General features: G+C 70.6%; 17 protein-coding genes. 6 read left to right on the top strand and 11 right to left on the bottom strand.

What is annotated here, in order from left to right; translation table 11 throughout:
• Window positions 1–36 precede the first annotated feature (36 nt).
• Entirely contained in the window at window positions 37–822 is a 786-nt protein-coding gene (locus LSF15_RS14030) for a polyprenol monophosphomannose synthase (protein WP_232499175.1), read from the bottom strand.
• 119 nt (window positions 823–941) lie between these two features.
• On the opposite strand from LSF15_RS14030, the gene LSF15_RS14025 reads away from it, so the two are divergent.
• Window positions 942–1,682: a DUF4097 family beta strand repeat-containing protein gene (locus tag LSF15_RS14025; RefSeq protein ID WP_232499174.1), complete on the top strand. Its 741-nt coding sequence runs from the start codon at window positions 942–944 to the stop codon at window positions 1,680–1,682.
• A 45-nt stretch (window positions 1,683–1,727) separates the two neighbouring features.
• On the opposite strand, the gene LSF15_RS14020 is transcribed toward LSF15_RS14025, so the two are convergent.
• On the bottom strand, window positions 1,728–3,203 hold the full coding sequence (locus tag LSF15_RS14020; RefSeq protein ID WP_232499173.1) for a peptide MFS transporter: 1,476 nt from the start codon (window positions 3,201–3,203) through the stop codon (window positions 1,728–1,730).
• 50 nt (window positions 3,204–3,253) lie between these two features.
• Between LSF15_RS14020 and LSF15_RS14015 the strand changes: the two genes are divergently transcribed.
• Window positions 3,254–3,946 (top strand): 4'-phosphopantetheinyl transferase family protein, encoded by a 693-nt coding sequence (locus tag LSF15_RS14015; RefSeq protein WP_232499172.1) that lies wholly within the window; start codon window positions 3,254–3,256, stop codon window positions 3,944–3,946.
• Here LSF15_RS14015 and LSF15_RS14010 read toward each other — a convergent pair.
• The 6 genes from LSF15_RS14010 to ddaH all read right to left on the bottom strand — a co-directional run bounded on the left by LSF15_RS14010 (window position 3,903) and on the right by ddaH (window position 14,432).
• Window positions 3,903–5,285, bottom strand: coding sequence for a M1 family metallopeptidase (locus LSF15_RS14010; RefSeq protein ID WP_232499171.1), 1,383 nt, complete (start codon window positions 5,283–5,285; stop codon window positions 3,903–3,905). The genes LSF15_RS14015 and LSF15_RS14010 overlap by 44 nt on opposite strands.
• Window positions 5,285–9,223, bottom strand: coding sequence for a Pls/PosA family non-ribosomal peptide synthetase (locus LSF15_RS14005; protein ID WP_232499170.1), 3,939 nt, complete (start codon window positions 9,221–9,223; stop codon window positions 5,285–5,287). Before LSF15_RS14005 ends, LSF15_RS14010 begins: the two co-directional genes overlap by 1 nt.
• Window positions 9,224–9,293: 70 nt before the next feature.
• Complete coding sequence (locus LSF15_RS14000) at window positions 9,294–10,079, bottom strand: Rho termination factor N-terminal domain-containing protein (RefSeq protein WP_232499169.1); 786 nt, start codon at window positions 10,077–10,079, stop codon at window positions 9,294–9,296.
• 123 nt (window positions 10,080–10,202) lie between these two features.
• Entirely contained in the window at window positions 10,203–12,176 is a 1,974-nt protein-coding gene (locus LSF15_RS13995; RefSeq protein ID WP_232499168.1) for an AMP-binding protein, read from the bottom strand.
• Between the two features lie 157 nt (window positions 12,177–12,333).
• On the bottom strand, window positions 12,334–13,575 hold the full coding sequence (gene rocD, locus LSF15_RS13990; protein ID WP_232499167.1) for an ornithine--oxo-acid transaminase: 1,242 nt from the start codon (window positions 13,573–13,575) through the stop codon (window positions 12,334–12,336).
• Window positions 13,572–14,432, bottom strand: coding sequence for a dimethylargininase (gene ddaH / locus LSF15_RS13985; protein WP_372460015.1), 861 nt, complete (start codon window positions 14,430–14,432; stop codon window positions 13,572–13,574). The genes rocD and ddaH overlap by 4 nt, the downstream gene beginning before the upstream one ends.
• Window positions 14,433–14,809: 377 nt before the next feature.
• Here ddaH and LSF15_RS13980 point away from each other — a divergent pair, with 377 nt between their 5' ends.
• Together LSF15_RS13980 and LSF15_RS13975 are read left to right on the top strand one after the other, a co-directional pair.
• Window positions 14,810–15,247 (top strand): Lrp/AsnC family transcriptional regulator, encoded by a 438-nt coding sequence (locus LSF15_RS13980; RefSeq protein WP_231048115.1) that lies wholly within the window; start codon window positions 14,810–14,812, stop codon window positions 15,245–15,247.
• 37 nt (window positions 15,248–15,284) lie between these two features.
• A complete protein-coding gene (locus LSF15_RS13975) occupies window positions 15,285–15,647 on the top strand; it encodes a GntR family transcriptional regulator (protein ID WP_232499166.1) in 363 nt (120 codons plus the stop codon).
• Window positions 15,648–15,794: 147 nt separating this feature from the next.
• On the opposite strand, the gene LSF15_RS13970 is transcribed toward LSF15_RS13975, so the two are convergent.
• On the bottom strand, window positions 15,795–16,991 hold the full coding sequence (locus LSF15_RS13970) for a RimK family alpha-L-glutamate ligase (protein WP_232499165.1): 1,197 nt from the start codon (window positions 16,989–16,991) through the stop codon (window positions 15,795–15,797).
• A gap of 24 nt (window positions 16,992–17,015) precedes the next feature.
• Here LSF15_RS13970 and LSF15_RS13965 point away from each other — a divergent pair, with 24 nt between their 5' ends.
• The gene (locus LSF15_RS13965; RefSeq protein ID WP_232499164.1) at window positions 17,016–17,513 is read left to right on the top strand and encodes an ATP-dependent zinc protease family protein; all 498 of its coding nucleotides are present in this window, start codon (window positions 17,016–17,018) and stop codon (window positions 17,511–17,513) included.
• A gap of 18 nt (window positions 17,514–17,531) precedes the next feature.
• Here LSF15_RS13965 and LSF15_RS13960 read toward each other — a convergent pair whose 3' ends face one another.
• Complete coding sequence (locus LSF15_RS13960; RefSeq protein ID WP_232499163.1) at window positions 17,532–18,398, bottom strand: sigma-70 family RNA polymerase sigma factor; 867 nt, start codon at window positions 18,396–18,398, stop codon at window positions 17,532–17,534.
• Window positions 18,399–18,475: 77 nt separating this feature from the next.
• Here LSF15_RS13960 and LSF15_RS13955 point away from each other — a divergent pair, with 77 nt between their 5' ends.
• On the top strand, window positions 18,476–19,264 hold the full coding sequence (locus LSF15_RS13955) for an SDR family oxidoreductase (protein ID WP_232499162.1): 789 nt from the start codon (window positions 18,476–18,478) through the stop codon (window positions 19,262–19,264).
• Window positions 19,265–19,375: 111 nt separating this feature from the next.
• Here LSF15_RS13955 and LSF15_RS13950 read toward each other — a convergent pair whose 3' ends face one another.
• The gene (locus tag LSF15_RS13950) at window positions 19,376–23,050 is read right to left on the bottom strand and encodes a proline dehydrogenase family protein (protein ID WP_232499161.1); all 3,675 of its coding nucleotides are present in this window, start codon (window positions 23,048–23,050) and stop codon (window positions 19,376–19,378) included.
• Window positions 23,051–23,106: the final 56 nt, after the last annotated feature.

Here is a 23,106-nt window from a genome sequence, read left to right as displayed (position 1 = left end):
ACCGATCGTCGCTGCGATGCGACCATTCCTCCGGCGTCAGGCGCGCGAACGCCTCGTCGCCGACCCGCTGCTGCTCGTCGACCGACCCCGGCGCCGCAATCGACTGCTGATGCCCCAGCCGGTGACCTTCAACATCGCCTCGACGACGATGCCGAGACTCATCTTGGACTGCCCCTGCAGCCGCTCGACGAAGGTCACGGGCACTTCGACGACGGTGAGCCCCGCCTCTCTGGCGTGCCAGAGCATGTCGACCTGGAACCCGTAGCCCCGGGTGTGCACCTCGTCGAGGTGGATGCGCGCCAGCGCGTCGGCGCGGATGGCACGGTAGCCCGCGGTCGCATCGCGCGTGGGCAACTGCAGCACCCACCGGGCGTAGGCGCTGCCCGCGCGCGAGAGCAGCTCGCGGCGGCGCGGCCAGTTCTCGATCGAGCCGCCGGGAATCCAGCGCGACCCGATGACGAGGTCGACTGGTTCGCCGGCCGGACCGGTGCCCTCGAGCGCGGCGAGCAGCGACGGCATCTGCTCGGGCAGGTGCGACCCGTCGGCGTCGAGCTGCACGATCGGATCGAAGCCCTGCTCGAGCGCCCAGTCGAACGCCGCGAGGTAGGCGGCGCCGAGTCCCTGCTTGCCCGCGCGGTGCAGCACATGCACCGCGGCGTCGGCGGCGGCGAGCTCGTCGGCGAGTTCGCCGGTGCCGTCGGGCGAGCTGTCGTCGACCACGAGCACCGAGGCATCCTGAACGGCGACACGCACCCGACCCACGATCGACGCGAGATTCTCGCGTTCGTTGTAGGTGGGGATCACCACAAGGGGTCGCCGCATCGAGCTCCTTCTCATCTGGTGACCACGCAATCGTAGCCGCCCGCTGCGGGGGATGTCCGTGAGCGGTCGGGGGGCCATCCCCCGAGCGTGCGCGTCCATGCGGGGGTACCGTCGAAGGCATGAACTCGACCAGGCGAAACACACGGCTCGCCGTCGCCGCCGGCGTCGGCATCTCTGCTCTGCTGCTCAGCGGATGCGCACTGCTCCAACCACCGAAGACCTTGAGCGACGACGCGACCATCGACGAGGTGGTCACCGCGATCGAGATCGACGACACCGACGGCGGGGTCACGGTTCGCGGCGTCGAAGGGGCGACTGGAATCTCGCTCGAACGCACCATCCGGTATCGCGGCGAGCGCACGTTCGAAGACACGCACTCCGTCGAAGGCGACACGCTCGTCCTCGGCGGCTGCGGCCGCAACTGCTCGGTCGAATACACGCTCGAGGGGCCGGCCGGGCTCGACGTCGGCGGGCGCACCGAGAACGGCGAGGTCGATCTCACGCTCGTGCACGACGTCGACGTCGAGACGAGCAACGGCCGCATCGCGCTCGACGGCGTCACCGGAACGATCCGGGCGGCGACCTCGAATGGGCGAATCGAAGGCTCGGGGCTCGAGGGCGGCGGCATCGACGTATCGACGTCGAACGGCGCGATCGACCTCCGGCTCGAGGTCGCGCAGGAGGTCGAGGCACGCACCTCGAACGGCTCGATCGACGTGGCCGTGCCCGACGGCAGCTACCGGGTGAACCACGAGACCTCGAACGGTCGCATCGATATCGCGATCCCGACCGACCCGTCGGGCGAGTTCACGCTCGACCTGTCGACGTCGAACGGGTCGATCACCGTCGAGCCGAACTGACGACCGGCGGCGCGGCGCCGGCGCGGCGCCGGCGCATCCGGCCGGTCAGCGCACCCCCGCCATGAGCCGCAGCACCGGCTTGCGCGCGAGCCACAGCGCGGCACCGAGCACGATCGCGATCGCACCGAGCACCCCGAAGTACGTCGCTTCGTTGACGACGGTGTAGAACTCCGCGAGCTGTCCGGCGATCGACGTGCCGAGTGCGACCGAGAGGAAGAACAGCGCCACCATCTGGGTGTGGAACGCGCCCGGCGCGAGCTTCGTCGCGACCGAGAGCCCCACAGGCGAGAGCAGCAGTTCGGCGACCGTGAACACGAAGAGGATGAGCACCATCCACAGCAGCGGCGTCGAGTTGGCGCCGCCGCCCGCGAACGGCAGGAACAGCAGGAACGCGACACCCATGACCGCCGTACCGAGCGCGAACTTGACGGGCGTCGGCGGCTGGCGGTCGCCGAGCTTCGTCCAGAGCGCGGCGAACACGCCCGACAGGATGATGATGAAGATCGGGTTGATCGACTGCACCCACGGCACCGGCATCTCCCAGCCGAACAGGTCGCGGTTCAGCTGCTCGTCGGAGTAGATCGTGAGCACGGTGAACTGCTGCTGGTACAGCGACCAGAACGCGACGCTCGCGATGAACAGCGGGATGAACCCGTAGACCCGGCTGCGCTCGGTCGGCGTGATGCGGTGGCTCGAGAGGATCACCACGAAGTACGCGACCGCGGCGATCACGGTGCCGCCGATCACCCACGTCACGAGGTTCGTCGCGTTCATGACACCCGTGAGCAGCAGCACCGCGATGAGCAGCACGAAGGCGACCGCGATGCCGATCACGAGCGCGCGTCGCGACGACGGCAACGGGTTGGGCACGACGGATGCCTCGGGCGGAAGGCTCTTTCGACCGAACGAGTACTGGATCAACCCGAATGCCATGCCGACCGCGGCGAGCGCGAAGCCCCAGTGGAACCCCCATTGCTGCTGCACGATGCCGGTGAGGATCGGGCCGAAGAAGGCCCCGAGGTTGATACCGAGGTAGAAGATCGAGAACCCGGCGTCGCGCCTGGGATCATGCTCGGAGTAGAGCGTGCCGACGACGCTCGTGGCGTTGGCCTTCAGCCCGCCCGAGCCGATCGCGACGAGCACGAGGCCGACGCCGACGCCGACGAATCCCGGGAGAACGGCGAGCGCGATGTGTCCGGCCATGATGACGATGGCGCTGAAGAAGAGCACCCGCTCGGAGCCGAGCAGCCGGTCGGCCATCCATGCGCCGAGGATCGTCGAGAGGTACACCGCCCCGCCGTAGGCGCCCACGATGCCGGCGGCCGAGGTCTGGTCCATGCCGAGGCCGCCCTCGGCGACCGAGTAGTACAGGTACAGCAGCAGGATCCCCTGCATGCCGTAGAAGCTGAACCGCTCCCACATCTCGACACCGAAGATGTGCACAAGCGGTCTCGGCTGCCCGAGAAAGCCGTGGTCGCCCCGGGTATCGCGTTCGATCGGCTCTTCGCGGACCTCGCTCATGGGCGCAGCATAGCCTTGCGCGGCCTCAGCCGCAGTGGTGGACTGACGAGATGCCGCCCCTGACGCCCCGCTCGGCCGGGCTCGACGAGGGCGTGCGGCTCGCATGGGCGAACCCCGATGACTTCGACCGCGGGCGCGCCCTGCACCTGCTCGGCAACGCCGAGCGCGCTCGGGCGGTCGCGACCACGCACCCCGGGCTGCGAGACCGATTCCTGCTCGGGCGCATGCTGCTGCGAGATCTCGCCGCCGCGGCCGGTGGCATGCGATCCGAGGCCGTCGAGGTCACCGCCGCGTGCGAACGCTGCGGCGCCGAGCACGGCCGGCCGCGGCTTCGTTGGTCGGATGTCGCGTCGAAGCCGCCGGCCGCGAGCCTCGCCTCGTGCGGTCATCTGGTGGTCGCCGTCATCGCACCCGCAGGTGTCGCGGTCGGCGTCGATGTCGAACCTGCTCGCGTGCCGCGCGAAGCCGACACCGCTCGCCGTCGAGCGATCGTCGAACTGCTCGGTGGCACCCCGCGCACGGCCGTACGCCGGTGGGTGCGCGCCGAGGCCGCGCTCAAGGCCGACGGCCGGGGGCTGCGCATCGAACCCGGCCGAATCGTGTTCGAGACGCGCGGCAGCCGCGACGGCGTGACCGCGCACCTTCCCGGCACGGCGACCGTCTACGACCTGATCGACCGCCGCATCGAGGGATGCCTCGTCAGTGTCGCCGTCGCCCGGCCCACGCCGTCACTCGTCCGATGACCGAGTCGTCGACGACCGGGGCCGGAGGCAATGCCGGCAGCACCGGGTGGAACAGCCAAGCTTCGAAGAACGCCCCGAGGTCGCGGCCCGTGTGGTGCTCGACGACCGCGATGAAGTCGGTCGTCGTGGCGGTGGCGTGCCGGTTCGCGCCGGTCCACGCGGGCAGCAGGGCGAAGAACGCGTCGTCGCCGATCGTGAGGCGCAGGGCGTGCAGGGTGAGCGCGCCGCGCTTGTAGACCCGGTCGTCGAACATGTCGGAGGGCCCCGGATCGCCGAGCATCAGGTCGGCGGGCAGCTGCGACACCTGCGCGTGGTGCTCTCGGGCGAGCTCGTCGGCAGAGGCCTTGCCCGCGGCATCCGACCACAGCCACTCGGCGTAGCAGCAGAAGCCCTCGTTCAGCCAGATGTCCTGCCACCGGTCGACGCCGACGCTGTTGCCGAACCACTGGTGCGCGAGCTCGTGTGCGATGAGCCGCTCTTCACCGCCGTGCCCGTCGATGTGGTTGGCCCCGAACACCGCCAGCCCTTGGGCCTCGAGCGGGATCTCGAGCTCGTCGGGGGTGACGACGACCGAGTACTGCTCGAACGGGTACGCGCCGAAGCAGTCGTCGAACACCTCGAGCATTGCCGGCAGCGGGTCGAAGTCGGCGCGCACCCGGCGCTCGAGCGCCCGCGGGAAGTACACCGCGGTCTCGGTGACCGTGCTCGGGAGCACCCGCTTCGCGTAGCGCCCGAGCTGCACCATGAGCAGGTAGCTCGCCGTGGGCTCGCGCTGCTCGTAGACCCACACGCCCTGCCCGGCGACCACACGGTGCTCGACCAGCTCGCCGTTCGCGACGACCGTGTACGCGGCGTCGGTCTCGAACCGCAGGCGATAGCTCGCCTTGTCGCTCGGGTGATCGTTGCACGGGAACCAGGTGGGCGCGCCCGACGGCTGCGACGCGACGAGCACGCCGTCGTCGAGCTCCTCCCAGCCGATCGCGCCCCAGCGGGTGCGTCGCGGTTTCGGGGCGCCGCCGTATTCGATGACCACGGATGCCTCGGCCCCCGCCTCGATCGCCTGCGGCGGCGTGATGCGCAGCTTGCCGTGCACCTGCCGGAAGTCGGCCTTGCGACCGTCGACCCGCACCCGTGACGCCGCGAGCCCGACGAGGTCGAGGGTGAATCGCGCGAGCGGCTGCATGGCCTGCAGGCGCAGTTCGGCGACGCCGTCGAGTCGGTTGCGGGCGATGCGGTACTTGAGGTTCAACGAGTTCGACAGCGTGCGGTAGCCGCCGTTGCCGCTCTGCGGCACATAGGGGTCGCCGGCGGTCTCGGCGCCGATCTCGTTCGCGTGCATCAGCGCACCCGCGCGTGGTAGTCGGCGATGCGCACCGCGCGCCACGGCCCGATGGGGTTGCCGCTCCAGCGGCTGCCCACGGGGACTGCTTCACCGCGCATCACGAGCGAGGCCGGGCCGACGGTGGCATGCGCGCCGATGCTTGCGGCGGGCAGGATCACGCTGTGCGGGCCGAGCGTCGCGCCGGTCTCGAGGGTGACGTGGTCCATGCTCATGATTCGATCATGGAACAGGTGGGTCTGCACGACGCAACCGCGGTTCACGGTCGACCCGTCGCCGAGGGTCACGAGGTCGGCCTCGGGCAGCCAGTAGCTGTCGCACCAGACGCCGCGTCCGATGCGGGCGCCGAGCGAGCGCAGCCACACGGCGAGCGCGGGCGTTCCGGCAGCCGCGTTCGCGAACCACGGTGCGGCGACCATCTCGACGAAGGTGTCGGACACCTCGGTGCGCCACACGAAGTTCGACCAGAGCGGGTACTCGGCAACCGCGATGCGCCCGACGAACGCCCACTTCGCGATGGTCGAGACGAGCGCCGCGACGCCGCCGGCCGCGAGCATCACGACGCCGCTGACGAGCAGGGCGACGAACACCCCGTAGGTGTCGGTGAGCCACGCGAGCGTGAACAGCACGCCGAGGCCGATGCCGCACGTGACGAAGACCGGCACGATGCGGCAGAGCTCCCACAGCGCCCTGGCGACGCGCAAGCCGTAGGGCGGCTGGTACGTGCGGCTCTCGTCGGACTCGAGGGTGGCTCGGCGCAGCCGCACCGGCGGCGACCCGAGCCACGAGGTGCCCGGCTTCGACTTCGAGGGTGCGACCGACAGCACGGCCACGAGCGCGTCCTTGGCGAGCCGGTGGCCGGCGGTGGCGATGCCCGAGTTGCCGAGGAACGCGCGCTTGCCGATGCGCGCCCGCGCGAGCCGCATCCACCCGCCCTGCAGTTCGTACGAGGCGACCATGGTGTCGTCGGCGAGGAACGCGTGGTCGCCGATCGTGGTGAGCGACGGGATGAGCAGCACGGTGGATGCCTCGACGCCGCGCCCGACGTCGGCGCCGAGCAGGCGCAGCCAGATGGGGGTGAACAGGCTCGAGTAGAGCGGGAACAGGATGGTGCGCGACGCGTCGAGCAGGCGCTCGGTGGTCCACGCCTGCCAGCCGATGCGGCTGCGCACGGGGTGCGTCCCCTCGTCGAGCCTGATGGCGAGCAGCCGCACCGCGATGACGACGAGACCCGCGAACACGACCCCGGCGACGAGGGTTGCGGGCACGAGCCACGCGAGCGCGCGCAGCGCCGCCTGACCGAGGTCATCGGAGCCGGCGATGCCGAGGGCGATCACGACACCGCCCGAGGCGAATGCCGTCAACGGCAGCAGCGCGAGGAAGATCGACGACAGCCCGTAGGCGACGAGCCAACGGCCGGGTCGCGGCGGTTCGGCCGACTTCGGCTCGGCGGGTCCGATGCGCTCGGCGGGCGACCCGGCCCAGCGCTGGCCCGACGGCACGCGCCCGAACACGGCCGACCCGGGCGCGACCTCGGCGCCGCGGCCGATGCGCGCGCCCGGCAGCAGCGTGCTGCGCGTGCCGATCGTGGCCTCGGCACCGATGCGCACCCGGCCGATGCGCACGAGATCGCCGTCGATCCAGTAGCCGGCGAGGTCGACCTCGGGCTCGATGGCGGCGTGATCGCCGATCGTCAGCATGCCCGTGACGGGCGGCAGCGTGTGCAGGTCGACGTCGCGCCCCACCTTCGCACCGAGCGCGCGGGCGTAGTTGGTCACCCACGGCGCCCCCGACAGGCCGACCGGGTCGACCTGGTGCGCGATCTGGTCGGCGAGCCACATGCGCATGTGCACCGAGCCGCCCCGCGGGTAGTCGCCGGGCTCGAGCCCCGCGAGCAGCAGCCGCGCCCCGATGACGGCGATGCCCATGCGGCCGAAGGGGGTCGCGAAGATGAGGAGCCCGACGATGAGCAGCCACAGCGGCACCGTGGGCAGGAACCCGAAGTCGTCGCTCACCGCGCGCAGGATCGTCGTCGACGTGAGCAGGTAGAGCAGCCATCGCGCCCCGCTCAGGATGAACAGCGGCACACCCACGAGCGTCTGCAGCCACTGCGTGCCCCGCGGTGTCGGCTCGGGCTGGTGGAACGTCACCGGTTCGGATGACCCGTCGCCGACCCGCGCGTCGAGCTCGTCGGCCATCGCGCCGAGCCGAGGGTGGTCGTAGATGTCGGCGACCGTGAACTCGGGATCGCGGGTACGCAGTCGGCTCACGAGCTGCGCCGCCGACAGCGACCCGCCGCCGAGGTCGAAGAAGCTCGCGTCGGGCTCGGTCACCGGCACGCCGAGCACGGCCTGCCACTGCTCGGCGAGCCAGGCAGCGGACTCGCCGAGGCCCGCGGCATCGAGTTCGACACCGGGCAGCGGCCACGGCAGTGCGGCCTTGTCGACCTTGCCCGACGTGCGGGTGGGCAGGTCGTCGAGCACCGCGAGCAGCGGCACGAGCGCCGCAGGCAGCTCTTCGGTGAGCCGAGCCCGGGCCGCGGACTGGTCGAAGGCATCGGTCACGGCGAGGTAGCCGACGAGCACCTTGTTGCCCGCCTCGGTCGTGCGCACGGCGGCCGCCGCGGCGCTCACGCCCGCAAGCTCCAACAGCGCCGACTCGATCTCGCCGAGCTCGATGCGACGACCGCCGACCTTCACCTGGTCGTCGGCCCTGCCCAGGAAGAGCAGCCCGACGCCGTCGAACGCCACGAGGTCGCCCGAACGGTAGGCGCGCTCCCAGCCGAGGGTCGGCATCGCCGAGTACTTCTGCGCGTCCTTCTCGGGGTCGAGGTACCGCGCGAGCCCGACGCCGCCGATGATGAGCTCGCCCGGCTCGCCGTCCGCGACGGGGCTGCCCTCGGCATCGACCACGGCGAGCGCCCAGCCGTCGAGCGGCAGGCCGATGCGCACCGGACCTTCGGCGTCCATGAGCGCGGCACACGCGACGACCGTGGCCTCGGTGGGCCCGTAGGTGTTCCACACCTCGCGCTCGGGAGCGGTGAGGCGCGCAGCGAGCTCGGGCGGCACGGCCTCGCCGCCGAAGATCAGCAGGCGCACGTTCTCGATCGCCTCGGCCGGCCACAGCGCCGCGAGGGTCGGCACCGTCGAGACCACCGTGATGCCGTGCGTGATCATCCACGGGCCGAGGTCCATGCCGCTGCGCACGAGACTGCGAGGCGCCGGAACGAGGCACGCGCCGTGACGCCACGCGAGCCACATCTCCTCGCATGAGGCGTCGAAGGCGACCGAGAGCCCGGCCAGCACGCGGTCGCCCGGGCCCAGCGGCTCACCCTGCAGGAACAGCCGCGCCTCGGCATCGACGAACGCCGCGGCCGAACGATGCGTCACCGCGACGCCCTTGGGGGTGCCGGTCGAGCCCGAGGTGAAGATGATCCACGCGTCGTCGTCGAGCGTGGGCGGAGTCGCGATGGGCGTCGCATGCGTGCTCGGGTGCGGCGGTTCGCCGTCGAACAGCTCGGGCGACGGGCCATCCGCGAACCCGGCGCTCGGGCGGAACTCGCCGCGACCCGAGATGACGCCCCGCACGGCGGCCTCGCCGAAGACGAGCTGCGCACGCTCCTCGGGGTCGTCGGCATCGACGGGCACGTAGGCCGCGCCCGCGGCCATCGCGCCGAGGATCGCGATGTACAGCTCCCGCGAGCCCGAGGCCATGCGCACGCCGACCCGATCTCCGCGGCGAACTCCCGCCTCGTGCAGGCGGGCGGCCGTGCGCACCACCCGCGCCATGAGTTCGCGGTAGCTGAGTGCGCCGTCGGCGTCTTCGAGCGCTGACGCGTCGGGATGCCGCTGCGTCGTGTCGCGCAGCACGTCGAGCAAGGTGCGCGGAGGGGTGGCCTCGCTCGAGCGATCGAGGGCTCCCGGAGCGTCAGTGGTCACGCGACCTCCTCTGGGAACGGGGACGACCGCGACGCGCCGAGGCGGCGCCGCGTCATGGAGCGATCAAGTGTCAGTCGCGGAGGAAGACGATCAGTTGCGCTTTGGTGAACCGTGAGTATCCGGGGATGCCGCGTTCGCGGGCGAGGCTGCGCAGGTGCACGACCGTCATCTCCTCGAGCGCCGTCGTCGCTGCGGGGCTCGCCGGGGCCGGCTTCGCCGCGGCGGGTTCGGCTGCGGAGGGTTCGGCTGCGGAGGTCGTCGCGCCAGGCTTGGCCGAAGATTTCGTCGCCGGCTTCGTCGCGCCAGGCTTGGCCGAAGATTTCGTCGCCGGTTTCGTCGCGGCAGGCTTGGCCGAAGATTTCGTCGCTGGCTTCTTCTTCGCGGCAGGCTCGGCTGAAGATTTCGTCACCGGCTTTGTCGCGGCAGGCTTGGCCGAAGATTTCGTCGCCGGCTTCTTCGCGGTGGGCTTGGCCACGGGCTTCTTCGCCGCGGGCGGCTTCGTCGTCGCGACGGACGCGGCCGCAGCCTTCGCCGCCGGTGTCTTCGTGGCAGGCGACTTCTTCGCCTCGGTGGTCGACGCGCGTTTCGCGACCGCCTGCTTCGCCTTCGCCTTCGCCGGCTTGTCGGACTTCGCCGCGTTCTCGATCTTCTGCTTCACGACCGCGGCCTCGACGCGCAGCCGAGACGCAACGCGATCGAGGTCGGACCCGACCTCGGCCGCGCGCTTCTTCGCGCCCTTGTCGACCTTCTTTGCGAGACGTCTCGCCTCGGCCAGCGCCTCGGCCGCCGCATCGAGTGCCTCGCGTGCCTTCTTCAGCGCCTTGGACGCGGCCTTCTCGGCCTTGCTTCGTGCCATTGCCCACCCCTGACCCCGACGCGGACGAACCCGTGCGGTCGGGTGCAAGGATATCGCGGCGAGGTTACGCGGCCCGAAGTTCGTTCAGCACGTCGTCGAGCCGCTCGTCCGCCCGGCCGCGACCTACTGCGCCGCCAGCGCCGCCTTCAGCGCCTCGAGCACCGTCGGGTCCTCGATCGTGGCGGGTACCTTGTAGGTCTCGCCGTCGGCGATCTGGCGCATGGTCTTGCGCAGGATCTTGCCCGAGCGGGTCTTCGGCAGGCGCTCGAGCACGGTGACGTCGCGGAACGCCGCGACGGGCCCCACTGTCTCGCGAACGAGCGCGACCAGTTCCTTCACGAGCACGTCGTGGTCGATCGATGCCCCGTGCTTGAGTGTCACGAATCCGGCCGCGCGTTGCCCCTTCAGTTCGTCGTGGATGCCGATCACGGCGACCTCTGCGATCGCGGGGTGGTGGTTGATGGCCTCCTCGAGCGTGCCGGTGGAGAGCCGGTGTCCTGCGACGTTGATGACGTCATCCGTGCGCCCCATGACATAGACGTACCCGTCGTCGTCGACGTAACCGCTGTCGCCGGTTGCGTAGTACCCGGGGAAGGCGGTGAGGTACGACGAGACGTACCGCTCGTCACCGCTCCAGAGAGTGGGCAGACTCCCCGGCGGGAGCGGCAACCCGAGCACGATGTTGCCCTCGACTCCGGTCTCGACCTGCCTGCCCTTGCCGTCGACGACCGCGAGCCGGTAACCGGGCACGGGAAGCGAGGGCGAGCCCGGCTTCACGGGCAGCGGCTCGATGCCCCGAGGGTTCGCCACGATCGCCCACCCCGTCTCGGTCTGCCACCAGTGGTCGATGACCGGACAGTGGAGGGCCTTGTCCATCCAGTGATAGGTCTCGGTGTCGAGCCGTTCACCGGCGAGGAAGATCGCGTCGAGGGTCGACGTGTCATACCTGGCGAGCTCAATGAGATCGGGATCGACGCGGCGGATGGCGCGCACGGCGGTCGGCGCCGAGAAGAGCACCTTGACGTCGTACTCCTCGACGATTCGCCAGAACGCACCTGCATCTGGTGTGCCGATCGGCTTGCCCTCGTAGAGCACCGTCGTCGCCCCGGCGAGCAGGGGGCCGTAGACGATGTAGCTGTGGCCCACTACCCAGCCGACGTCGGACGCCGTCCACATGACGTCTCCGGCGTCGACGTTGTAGATGTTCTTCATCGACCAGGCGAGGGCCACGGCGTACCCGCCGCTGTCGCGCACGACGCCCTTCGGCGTGCCGGTCGTACCCGAGGTGTAGAGCACGTACAGCGGGTCGGTCGCCTCGACGGCGACGGGCTCGACGGCTTCGGCCTTCGCGAGTTCCTCGTCCCAGTCGGCCCAGCGCACGCCGACCCGGCCGTCGAACTCGGCTGCGGTGCCCGGCACGGCCTCGCGACTGCGCACGATGACGGTCTCGACGCTGAGCTCGTCAGCGGAAACGACGCGGATCGACTGCGTCACGGCGTCGGTCACCGAGCGGTCGCCGATGATCATGGCGAGGGCCTTCTCGATGATCGGCAGGTACTCGACGGAGCGGCCCGGCTCGAGACCGCCCGACGACGTGACGATGACCCGGGGTCGGGAATCCTGGATGCGCACCGCGAGTTCGTTGGCCGCGAAGCCACCGAATACCACGGAGTGCACGGCACCGATGCGGGCGCAGGCGAGCATGGCGATCACGGCCTCGGGCGTCATCGGCAGGTAGATTGCGACCCGGTCACCCTTCTCGACGCCGTTGTTGCGCAGCACGCCGGCGAAGAGCGCGACCTCATGCAGCAGCTCGCTGTAGGTGAAGGTGCGCTTCGAGCCCGTCATGGCCGAGTCGTAGGCGAGTGCCACCTGATCACCACGGCCGGCCGCGACCCAGCGGTCGAGCGCGTTCTCGCTGACGTTGAGGATTCCGTCGGGGAACCAGCGATAGATGGGAGCTGCGCCGTCGTCGAGGCCACGCTCGGGAGCGTGACGCCAGTCGACCAGCGCAGCTGCCTCGAGCCAGAACTCGTCGGGCGACTCGATGCTGCGGCGATACTCGTCAGCGTGACGACGGACGTCGGTGTCGGCCATGCGCTTCCTCCGTTCGGAGCCGCGACGAGTGCCGCGTCATCGGGACGAGGCCCACCCTACGACTCCGGCGCGGCGAACGCCCGCGATGCGCGACGAGTGGCATGCGCGACGCAGAGAGCAGAGACCTGCAGCCTGGAGGCCGCGCTGTCGACCTTGCCTATCCCCTGAGGTCCTCCAGCGCCTGCGCCAGCCGCTCGACCGCCCAGTCGAGGTCGGCGGGCTCGACGACGATCGGCGGCGCGAGCCGAATGGTCGAGCCGTGCGTGTCCTTCGCGAGCACGCCGTGGCGCATGAGCGCCTCGCACACCTCACGCCCCGTGGCGATCGAGGGGTCGATGTCGATGCCGGCCCACAGCCCGGCACCGCGCACTGCGACGACGCCGTTGCCGATGAGCCGTTGGAGGCGTTCGTGCAATCGCGCCCCGAGCTCGCGCGCACGCCGCTGCGGGTCGCCGGTGGCGAGCATGCGCACGACCTCGAGCCCGACCGCCGCGGCGAGCGGATTGCCACCGAAGGTCGAGCCGTGCTCGCCCGGCCGCAGCACGCCGAGCACGTCGCGGTCGCCCACGACGGCCGACACGGGCACGACGCCACCGCCGAGCGCCTTGCCGAGCAGGTACAGGTCGGGAACGACCCCGACGAGCTCGCACGCGAACGTCGCGCCGACCCGGCCCAGCCCCGACTGGATCTCGTCGGCGATGAGCAGCACGCGATGCTCGGTGCAGAGCTCACGCAACCGCGGCAGGAAGTCGGCGGGCGGCACGACGATGCCCGACTCGCCCTGGATCGGCTCGACGAGCACCGCGACGGTGTTCTCGTCGATCGCCTCGGCCACGGCGGCGGCGTCGCCGTAGGGCACCGTGCGAAAGCCCGGCGTATAGGGCCCGAAGTCATCCCGCGCGTCGGGGTCGTCGCTGAACGAGATGATCGTGGTCGTGCGGCCGTGGAAGTTGCCCGCCATCACGATGATGTTCGCGGCGTCGGGCGCGACGCCCTTCACCCGGTAGCCCCACGCCCGCGCGACCTTGATGCCCGACTCGACCGCCTCGGCGCCCGTGTTCATGGGCAGCACCATGTCCTTGCCGCAGAGTTCGGCCAGCTCGGCGACGAACGGCCCGAGCCGGTCGTTGTGGAAGGCGCGACTCGTGAGCGTGATACGGGCGAGCTGCTCGCGCGCGGCCGCCACGAGCCGCGGGTTGCCATGACCGAAATTCACCGCCGAGTACGCGGCAAGGCAGTCGAGATACCGCCGGCCCGCGACATCCGTCACCCAGGCGCCCTCGCCCGACGCGACGACGACCGGCAGCGGATGGTAGGTGTGCGCGGCATGCTCGTCTTCGAGTGCGATCGCGGCACTCGTGGCATCGGTCGTCGCCGAGGAATCGGTCGTCACGGTCATCGGCGCAGTTCCAGCGTGCAGCACTTGACGCCGCCGCCGCCGAGCAGCAGCTCGGACAGGTCGACGCCGATGGGGTTGTAGCCGTGTTCACGCAGCTGGCGCTCGAAGTCGGCCGCACGAGACGCGATGACCACGTTGTAGCCGTCGCTGAACGAGTTGAGTCCGAGGATCGCCGCGTCGGTCTCGTTCACGATGATCGCGTCGGGATACCGGTCGCGAAGCACGGCGACGGATGCCTCGTCGAACGCGCTCGGCAGGTACGCGATGTGCTCCTGGCCGGGAGTGGGGTCGAGCACGGCGAGGGCCGTGTCGAGGTGGTAGAAGCTCGGGTTCACGAGCGTCAGCGTCACGACGTCGCGGCCGAACACCCGCGCGAGCTCTTCGTGCGAGCCCGAATCGCTGCGGAATCCCGTGCCCGCGAGGATCGTGTCGCCGACGAGCAGGAAGTCGCCCTCACCCTCGTTGACCTCGTCGGGCACGTGCACGTCGAAGCCGGCGTCGCCGAACCACCGCATGTAGGCGGGCCCCTCGGGCTGCCGCTCGGGGTGGGTGAACTTCGCGCCGTAGGCGATGCCGTCGAGCACGAAGCCGCCGTTCGCGGCGTAGACCATGTCGGGCAGGCCATCGACGGGATCGATCAGCTGCACGTCGTAGCCCAGCTCGACGTAGGTGTCGTACAGGGTCTGCCACTGCGCGAGGGCGAGTTCGGTATCGGTCGGCGCCGCGGGGTTCATCCACGGGTTGATGCGGTACACGACCGTGAAGTGCTCGGGGCGGCACATGAGCACTGCGCGGCCGGTGGGGCGACGCTCGGGCGTCATGGCGGGCTGCGGCTCGGTTCCGACCAGCGTCGACATCTCACTCCTTCGTGGGTGCGGTGCAAAGCCCCGGCGACGACGTTCGGGTCTCGCGGCCGCCGGGGCTACTCCTTTCAGTGTGAACCGAATTCCGTTGCGGTTGGCCGCTTCTGACGCAAGATTCAAGCGCATTCGGCGACGAGAAGCACGAATAGTGCGATAAGGCCAGCGGATGACGCAGACAACGGTTCGCGTCCGGCCCTCTGCTGCGGCATCCTGAGTCGACGATGTGATGCAGGGCCGCTCTGGGTGCCCTCCGACCGCGAACCGGCGACGATGATGCGCCAGTCGCCCGTACCCGAGCGATCGCCGCATCAGGCGCAGGAAATCTGCGCTGAATGCTATTCGAGCGCAACGGATCCACGTACACTCCGAGCATGGACAACCTCGATCGAGCAATCCTCGATCTGCTCAGGCAGAATTCCCGGGCGGGGTACGGCGACATCGGTTCGGCGGTCGGGCTCTCGGCGTCAGCGGTCAAGCGCCGCGTCGACCGGCTCGTCGCCGACGGCGTCATCCGCTCGTTCACGATCCAGGTCGACCCCACGGTCGACGGCATGTCGACCGAAGCGTACGTCGAGCTGTTCTGCCGTGGCACGGTCGCGCCCGACGAACTGCAGCGCATCCTGCAGGGCGTGCCCGAGGTCGTCTACGCCGGCACCGTCACCGGCTCGGCCGACGCCATCGTGCATATGCGCGCCCGCGACATCGCGTCGCTCGAAGACGCCCTCGAGCGCGTGCGCATCGCACCCAACGTCGATCACACCCGCAGCGCGATCGTGCTCTCGCGACTCGTGAATCGGAACCGCGACTGACGATGACCCGCGTCGTCACGGAGCAGGTGGGCTCGACATGAGATTCACGATCGACCACGAGGCATCCGAGCCGCCCTTCGAACAGTTGCGGCGACAGGTGACCGACGCGGTGCGATCGGGCACGCTCGCCCCCGGCGCACGCATGCCCACCGTGCGGGCGCTCGCCGACGAGCTGGGGCTCGCCGTCAACACCGTGGCGAAGGCGTACCGCGCACTCGAGACCGATCACGTCATCGAGACCCGCGGACGGGCGGGCAGCTTCGTCTCAGCCCAGGGCGACGCGGTCGCTCGCGAGGCGCAGCGGGCGGCGATCGCCTACGCCGACCGGGTGCGCCACCTCGGCATCGACCGCGCGACCGCCCTCGACATGGTGGCGTCGGCCCTCGACGCCGAGAGCTGACCGTTCAGCGCGGATCGCGTTCCCAGTGCAGGAAGACACGCCGATACAGCGACCCGGGTGCAGCGCCGCGGCGGCGTGCCGCACGAGAGTTCCTGTTCTGACGACGGGGCCGAGGTGCCGGCCGCGGTCGATACCTCGTCGACGCCGCTACTCGGCGGGCGTGGGGATGGGCTGCTTCGGCAGCTTGCGCACCTTCGCGCGGCGCCGCCGGCGCTCGGGGATCATCGAGCGCATCTCTTCAAGCCGGCCGAAGCACAGCAGCCGGTCGTCGGCCTCGAGCACGACGCCCTTGCGCGGGTTCGGGATCACGGTCGTGCCACGGTGCAGCGTGAGCACGGTGATGTCGCGGTCCCACAGCCCCGATTCGCCCAGCGTCTTGCCGATGAGGTCGGCCGCGCCGTGCACGAGCAGCTCGGCCACACCGTAACCGGTCGAGACGGTGAGCCGCTGTCGCACGTCGATCTCGGGGAAGGCGACCTGGTTGGCGATGTAGTCGATGATCGCGCCCGCGACGTCGAGCTTCGTCGCGGTCTCGATGCCCTCGAGGCCGGGCGACGAGTTCACCTCCATGACGAGGGGCCCCTCGTCTCCCTCGAGCATGTCGACGCCGGCGACCCGCAGGCCCATGATCTGCGCCGAGCGCACCGCCGCCTGCTCGTACTCGGGCGAGAGCTCGACCGGTTCGACCGAGCCGCCGCGGTGCACGTTCGAGCGGAACTCGTCGCCGCTCGCGACGCGACGCATCGCCGCGACGACGCGGTCGCCGACGACGAGCGCACGGATGTCGCGACCGCGGCTCTCTTTCACGAAGTGCTGGATCAACACGTTCTGCTTCGTCGAGTGCAGCGTCTCGATGATCGCCTCGGCGACCTTGACCTCGGGAGCGAGGATGACCCCGATGCCCTGCGTGCCCTCGAGCAGCTTGATGACCACTGGAGCGCCGCCCACGCGAGCGATCGCCGGGCGCACGTCGGCGCGGTTGCGCACGAAGGCCGTCGGCGGCATGCCGATGTTGTGGCGCGAGAGGATCTGCGTGGCGCGCAGCTTGTCGCGCGAGTTCGAGATGCCGTTGGCGGTGTTCGGCGTGTATACGTCCATCTGCTCGAACTGGCGCACGACCGCCGTGCCGAAGTACGTGATGGAGTTGCCGATACGCGGCAGCACCGCGTCGTAGTCGGAGAGCTGACGGCCGCGATACTGCAGGTCGGGCTCGCCGCGCGACAGGTCGATCGCGAAGCGCAGGGTGTTCAGAACCTTGACGTCATGGCCGCGTTGCTGGGCTGCGGCCTTGAGTCGTTGGGTGGAGTATGCCTGTGGGGCGCGCGAGAGAATCGCGAGTTTCATCATTGTCCCTGCGAAAATGGTGTCGTGTCGAAGCCCCACCATTCAAACACCATCGCGGGATGGCGCGAATGGGTGAGCCTGCCCGAAGCCGACGTGCCGTGGATCAAGGCGAAGCTCGACACCGGCGCCCGCACCTCGTCACTGCACGCCTTCGACCTCGAAGAGCTGCGTCGCGGCGATGAGGCATTCGTGCGATTCGGCATCCACCCCTGGCAGGACAGTGAAGACGACGCCGTGGTGTTCGAGTGCCCCGTGTACGACCGGCGGCACGTGCGCAGCTCGTCGGGCCACGGCGAAGAGCGCATCGTCGTGCTCATGGACGTGGTGCTCATGGAGCACCGCGTCACCGCCGAGGTCACGCTCACGAACCGCGACGAGATGGGCTTCCGCATGCTCATCGGCCGCGAGGCGCTCCGGCACGGGTTCATGGTCGACCCGGCGCGCTCGTTCGTGGGCGGTCGCGCGCCACGCGGCATCCGTCGCCGCAATCGCGGCCGGCACGTGCCCACCCCGCAGGTCTAGAGCACGCGCTCTGCAGGTCTAGAGCACGCGCTGCACCCCGAGCGCCTCGAGCCGCGCCGGGTCGGCCAGCACCTCGATGCCGACGATGCGATCGCCGACGATGTCGAACGCCATGATCGACACCACGTGATCGTGCATGACCGCCGCGACGCCGGGTCGTCCGTCGATGAGGATCGGCGTCGAATGCGCCGCCAATCGGCCCGACAGCACGGCCTGCTCGGCGATCGCCTGCGCGCCCTCGACGATCTGCTTCGAGGTTCCGTAGTCCGCCTTCAGCACCGCGCCGTCATCGAGCAGCGAGAGGAGCTCGACGAGGTTCCCGTCGCGCGCCGCGGCCAGCCACGCGTGCACGATGCGCCGGCCGCGCTCGCGATCCGGTCGCGGGGGCTCCTCGGCGCCGCGCACGCGCCGGCGCGCGCGGGAGGCGAGCTGCCGAGCCGCCTCCGGCGACCGGTCGAGCACCGCCGCGATCTCGTCGAACGACTGCCCGAACACGTCGTGCAGCACGAGCGCGATCCGCTCGGCCGGACTCAGCGTCTCGAGGAGCACGAGCAACGCGGTGCTGATGCGATCGCTCTGCACCACCAACTCGGCGGGGTCCGCACCGACCGCGACGGGCTCGTCCCGCCACGGCTCGACCTGCCACGAGTGCTCGCGCGTACGCCTCGGGGCGCGCAGCAGGTCGAGGCTCACGCGTGAGACGACCGTGGTCAGCCACGCATCGAGGTTGTCGATGCTCGAGGCATCCACCCGTTCGAGCCGGAGCCACGTCTCCTGGACCGCATCGTCGGCATCCGCGGTCGAGCCGAGCAGCTGCATCGCGATGGCCCGCAGCCGCCGGCGCTCGGTCTCGAACCGCCTCGCCAGGATTCTCCGGTCGGTCATGTCACATCTCCTCGTGCTCGATCGTCGGAATGTCGACGAGGGAACACCCTCGGATGTGACATGAGAGGAAGAAGACCATGAATGCACCTCTGCTCGTGACCGGCGGCACCGGCAACATCGGCAGCCGCGTGGTTCCATTGCTTCGTGAGGCCGGTCGCGACATCCGGATCCTCTCCCGCCATCCGCGCGCGGATGAGCCCGGCATCCAGCATGTCGAAGCCGACACCGTCGCCGGGAGTGGACTCGCCGCGGCGCTCGAGGGCGTCGACGTCCTGCTGCACTTGGCCGGCGGCGCGAAGGGCGACGACATCGCGGCGCGCAACCTGGCCGCCGCCGCTCGTGCGGCGGGCGTGGCGCATCTCATCCTCATCTCGGTCGTCGGCGCCGACCGGATGCCGATCGGATACTTCCGCGGCAAGGCCGAGGCCGAGCAGGCGATCGCCGGGTCGGGGGTGCCGTGGACGGTGCTGCGCGCCGCACAGCTGCACGACTTCGTGCTCCCGGTCGTGCGCGGCCTGGCGAAGCTGCCGCTGCTGCCCGTGCCGGGTGGGCTGCGGTTCGAACCGGTCCACGGCGACGAGGTCGCCGCGCGCCTCGCCGAGCTCGCGCTCGGCGGGCCCGCGGGTCGGGTCGCGGACCTCGCCGGACCCGACGTGCTCGACATCCGGCAGCTGGCTGAGACCTATGCCGAGGTGACCGGTGGGCGGGCGCGGCGGCCACTTCCGATCCGCCTCCCCGGCGCCGTGGGTCGCGCGTATCGTGCGGGTGAGAACCTGACCGGTGAGGGCACGCAGCGCGGGGAGCGGACCTGGCGGGAGTTCCTGCGCGAACAGGTCACGGCAGGCGACCGCGCGCCGGTCGAGTAGCGACGCGTACCGAGACCGCAGATCCGCTCGCGACGGGTCTCGATACGCTGGTCTCGAGACGGCGCTTCGCGCCTCCTCGACCCACCGCCTTCGTCGCTACTCGACCGACCCTCAGATGACCCCGTCGGAGATCGTCGTCGGGTTGCCGAACCGGTGGTTCGTGATCGAGATCGCCTGCTCGTGCAGGAACGGCAGCAGCTCGACGCGGCCCGACGGCGTCACCGGGTGCGACCACACGGCGATATCGGGCGTTCCGCCGAGCGCGTCGGCGAGCGCCGACGCCCCGCCGCCGATGAGCCGCACGCGCGGCGTCGCGATGGCACCACGAGCGGCGCGGGCGAGCCAGTCACCGTCGCCCTCGCGCACGACCGAGACGTCGCGCGCGGCGAGCAGCCGGCGAACTCCGTTCGGCAGCTCGACCGCGGTCGACACCATCATCGGCGCGTTCGCGAGCAGGCCGGCGGCGATGACGCGCAGGCCCTCGGCGAGCGTCGCGTGCTCGCCGACGCGCACGGTCACCGGCAGGGATCGGTAGCGGAACAGGTTGCGTTCGACGCCGACGCCCGAGACATCCTTCACCGCACCGTACTCCTCGGCCCATGCGAGTTCGTCGCTGAGCGCCGAGCGGCGCAGCACCTCGAACGCCTCGTAGTCGAGGGCCGGCTGCGACAGCTCGATGAGCTGGGTGACCCGCTGCTCGAGCCCGCGCAGGTGCAGCGTGCTCGAGGTGTGGCCGTGCTGGGGCATCCAATCGCCGAGGCCGAACAGGTAGTTGGGCCCGCCCGCCTTCGCGCCGGCGCCGACCGCCGACCGCTTCCAGCCGCCGAACGGCTGCCGCTGCACGATCGCGCCGGTGATGCCGCGGTTCACGTAGAGGTTGCCCGCCTCGACCCGGTCGAGCCAGGTCGCGAGCTCGTCGGAATCGAGCGAGTGCAGGCCGGCCGTGAGTCCGTAGTCGACCGCGTTCTGCATGCGGATGGCTTCATCGAGGTCCTTCGCGTGCATGATGCCGAGCACCGGCCCGAAGAACTCGGTGAGGTGGAAGTACGAGCCCGCGGCGACGCCCGTGCGGATGCCGGGCGACCACAGCTTGCCGGTGGCGTCGAGCTGCTTGGGCTCGACGAGCCACTCCTCATCGATGCCGAGCTGGGTGAGCGCGTGCAGCAGCTTGCCGTTCGCGGGCTCGATGATCGGGCCCATCTGGCTCTGCGGATCGGCCGGGTAGCCCACGCGCAGCGACATCGCCGCGTCGACGAGCTGGCGGTGGAACCGCTCGGACTTCGCGACCGATCCGACGAGGATCACGAGCGACGCGGCCGAGCACTTCTGGCCCGCGTGGCCGAACGCGCTCTTGACGACATCGGATGCCGCGAGGTCGAGGTCGGCGCTCGGCGTCACGATGATCGCGTTCTTGCCGCTCGTCTCGGCGAGCAGCGGCAGGTCGTTGCGGAACGAGCGGAACAGCTGCGCCGTCTCGTAGGCACCGGTGAGGATGACCCTGCCGACCTCGGGCGCGGCGACGAGCTGACGGCCCAGGTCATGGTTCGCCAGGTCGACGAGCGCGAGCAGCTCACGCGGCACGCCGGCCTCCCACAGCGCCTCCACCATGACCGCGCCCGAGCGCTGTGCGAGCTTCGCGGGCTTGATGATGACGCCCGAGCCCGCGGCGAGCGCGGCGAGCACGCCGCCGGCCGGGATCGCGACGGGGAAGTTCCACGGCGGGGTGACGACCGTGAGCTGCGGCGGCACGAAGACGGCGCCCTGCACGTGGTCGAGCTCGCGGGCACGCTCGGCGTAGTAGTGCGCGAAGTCGATGGCCTCGCTGATCTCGGGGTCGGCCTCGGCGATGGTCTTTCCGGCCTCGGCGGCCATGACCTCGATGAGCCGGTCGCGGTTCGCGGCGAGGGCGAGGCCCGCACGGTGCAGCACCGCGGCGCGCTCGGCGCCCGGCAGCTCGCCCCACGCGCGGCCGCGAGCCGCGACGGTCTGGATGACGGTGTCGAGCGTGGCCGCGTCGGCGACGTGCGCGCCGGCGATCGTGTCGAGCCCGAGACGCGACTCGGGCACGCGGGCGAGGATGCGCCGGCCCCAGTCGCGGTTCGCGGCGAGCGCCGGGTCGGTGTCGGGCTCGTTGCGGAAGCCGGGCGTCAGGCCCGGTCCGGCGGGCGTGCCGGCGGGCGCCTGCGCAACGGCGGATGTCGCGCCATCCGCCGTTGCGAACCCACCGCCCGACCCGCGGGTGATGCCGAGCACGACGCCCGTGAGCGACGCGTCGTCGTCGAGCTCGCTGCCCGGGGCGGGAGCGGCGGTGATCGCCATCGCCGCGGCGAGCGCGTCGCCCTCCCACTCGGTGTGCCGGTTCTGGGTGCGGTTCGGCATCGGGGCCGGGACATCCGCCGCCTCGAACTCGGGGCGCAGCGCGTCGAGAGAACGCTGGAACCTGGCCTGCTCACGATCGAACAGCCCGCGGTCGTCGGCGAGCTCGAACACGGCCGACATGAAGTTGTCGTGGCTCGCGTTCTCTTCGAGGCGGCGGATCAGGTAGGCGATGGCCACGTCGAACTCGCTCGGGTTCACGACGGGCGTGTAGAGCAGCAGGTTGCCGACGTCGCGGCGCACCGCCTCGGCCTGGCCGGTCGCCATGCCGAGCAGCATCTCGAACTCGACGCGCGACTCGACGCCCCGCTCGCGAGCGGTGAGCCACGCGTGGGCGACGTCGAAGAGGTTATGACCGGCGACGCCGAGCTTCACGGCGTCGGTGCGCTCGGGCGTCATCGACCAGTCGAGCACACGCTTGTAGTTGGTGTCGGAGTCCTGCTTGGTGTCGTAGGTCGCAGTCGGCCAGCCGTGCACGGCCGCGTCGACGTGCTCCATCGCGAGGTTCGCGCCCTTGACGACGCGCACCTTGATGGGGGCGCCACCCGCGGCGCGGCGCTGCTTCGCCCACGCCGTGAGCTCCTGCATGGCGCCGAGCGCGTCGGGCAGGTAGGTCTGCAGCACGATGCCGGCCTCGAGCCCGCGCAGCTGCGGCTGGTCGAGCAGGGTCGTGAACACCGCGATCGTGAGGTCGAGGTCGCGGTACTCCTCCATGTCGAGGTTGATGAACTTCTTCCCGCTGGTTGAGCCTCTCGAAACCGAGCGCGCCTCGCTCTGCGCCGCCAGCTCGTAGAGCGGGGTGAGCTTCGCGACGACCTTCTGCACAGCCTCGTCGAACGACCACATCGACAGCTGGCTGACGACGCTCGACACCTTGATCGACACGTAGTCGACGTCGTCGCGCGCGAGGAACTCGTGGGTGCCCCGCAGGCGGCGGTTCGCTTCGTCTTCGCCGAGCACGGCCTCGCCGAGCAGGTTCAGGTTGAGGCGGTTGCCCGACTCGCGCAGGGTCTCGATCGCGGGGCCGAGCTTCTCGGGGGTCGCGTCGAGCACGAGGTGGCCGACCATCTGGCGCAGCACGCGCCGGGCGATCGGGATGACGAGCCACGGGAACCCCGGCGCCATCACCCCGCCGACACGGATCGCGGCCTTCAGGTACCACGGCAGGAACTTCGGGGTGAGCTTGGCGACCTGCTCGAGATTGCGGCCCGCGACGCCCAGGTCTTCGGGGCGCATGACGCCATCGACGAATCCGACGGTGAATGCGAGGCCGTTCGGATCCTTCAGCACGCCGGCGAGACGCTCGGCAGCGGGCTCGACAGGGTGCTCGGCGCTCTCGGCGAGCCAGCGGCGCACGAGTGCGACGACGTGATCGGTGTTCGGCCGGGCGTCGGTGGCGGCATTCGACATGGTCACGAGGGTACGTTCCTTTTCTGCGGGCGCGTCGGGGACTGCGCGCCTGTCGG

It is taken from the genome of Agromyces humatus, from assembly GCF_021228295.1.
Lineage (GTDB): Bacteria > Actinomycetota > Actinomycetes > Actinomycetales > Microbacteriaceae > Agromyces > Agromyces humatus.
The sequence above is the reverse complement of the archived record's forward strand: the minus strand, read 5'-3'. Positions and strand labels throughout refer to the sequence as shown.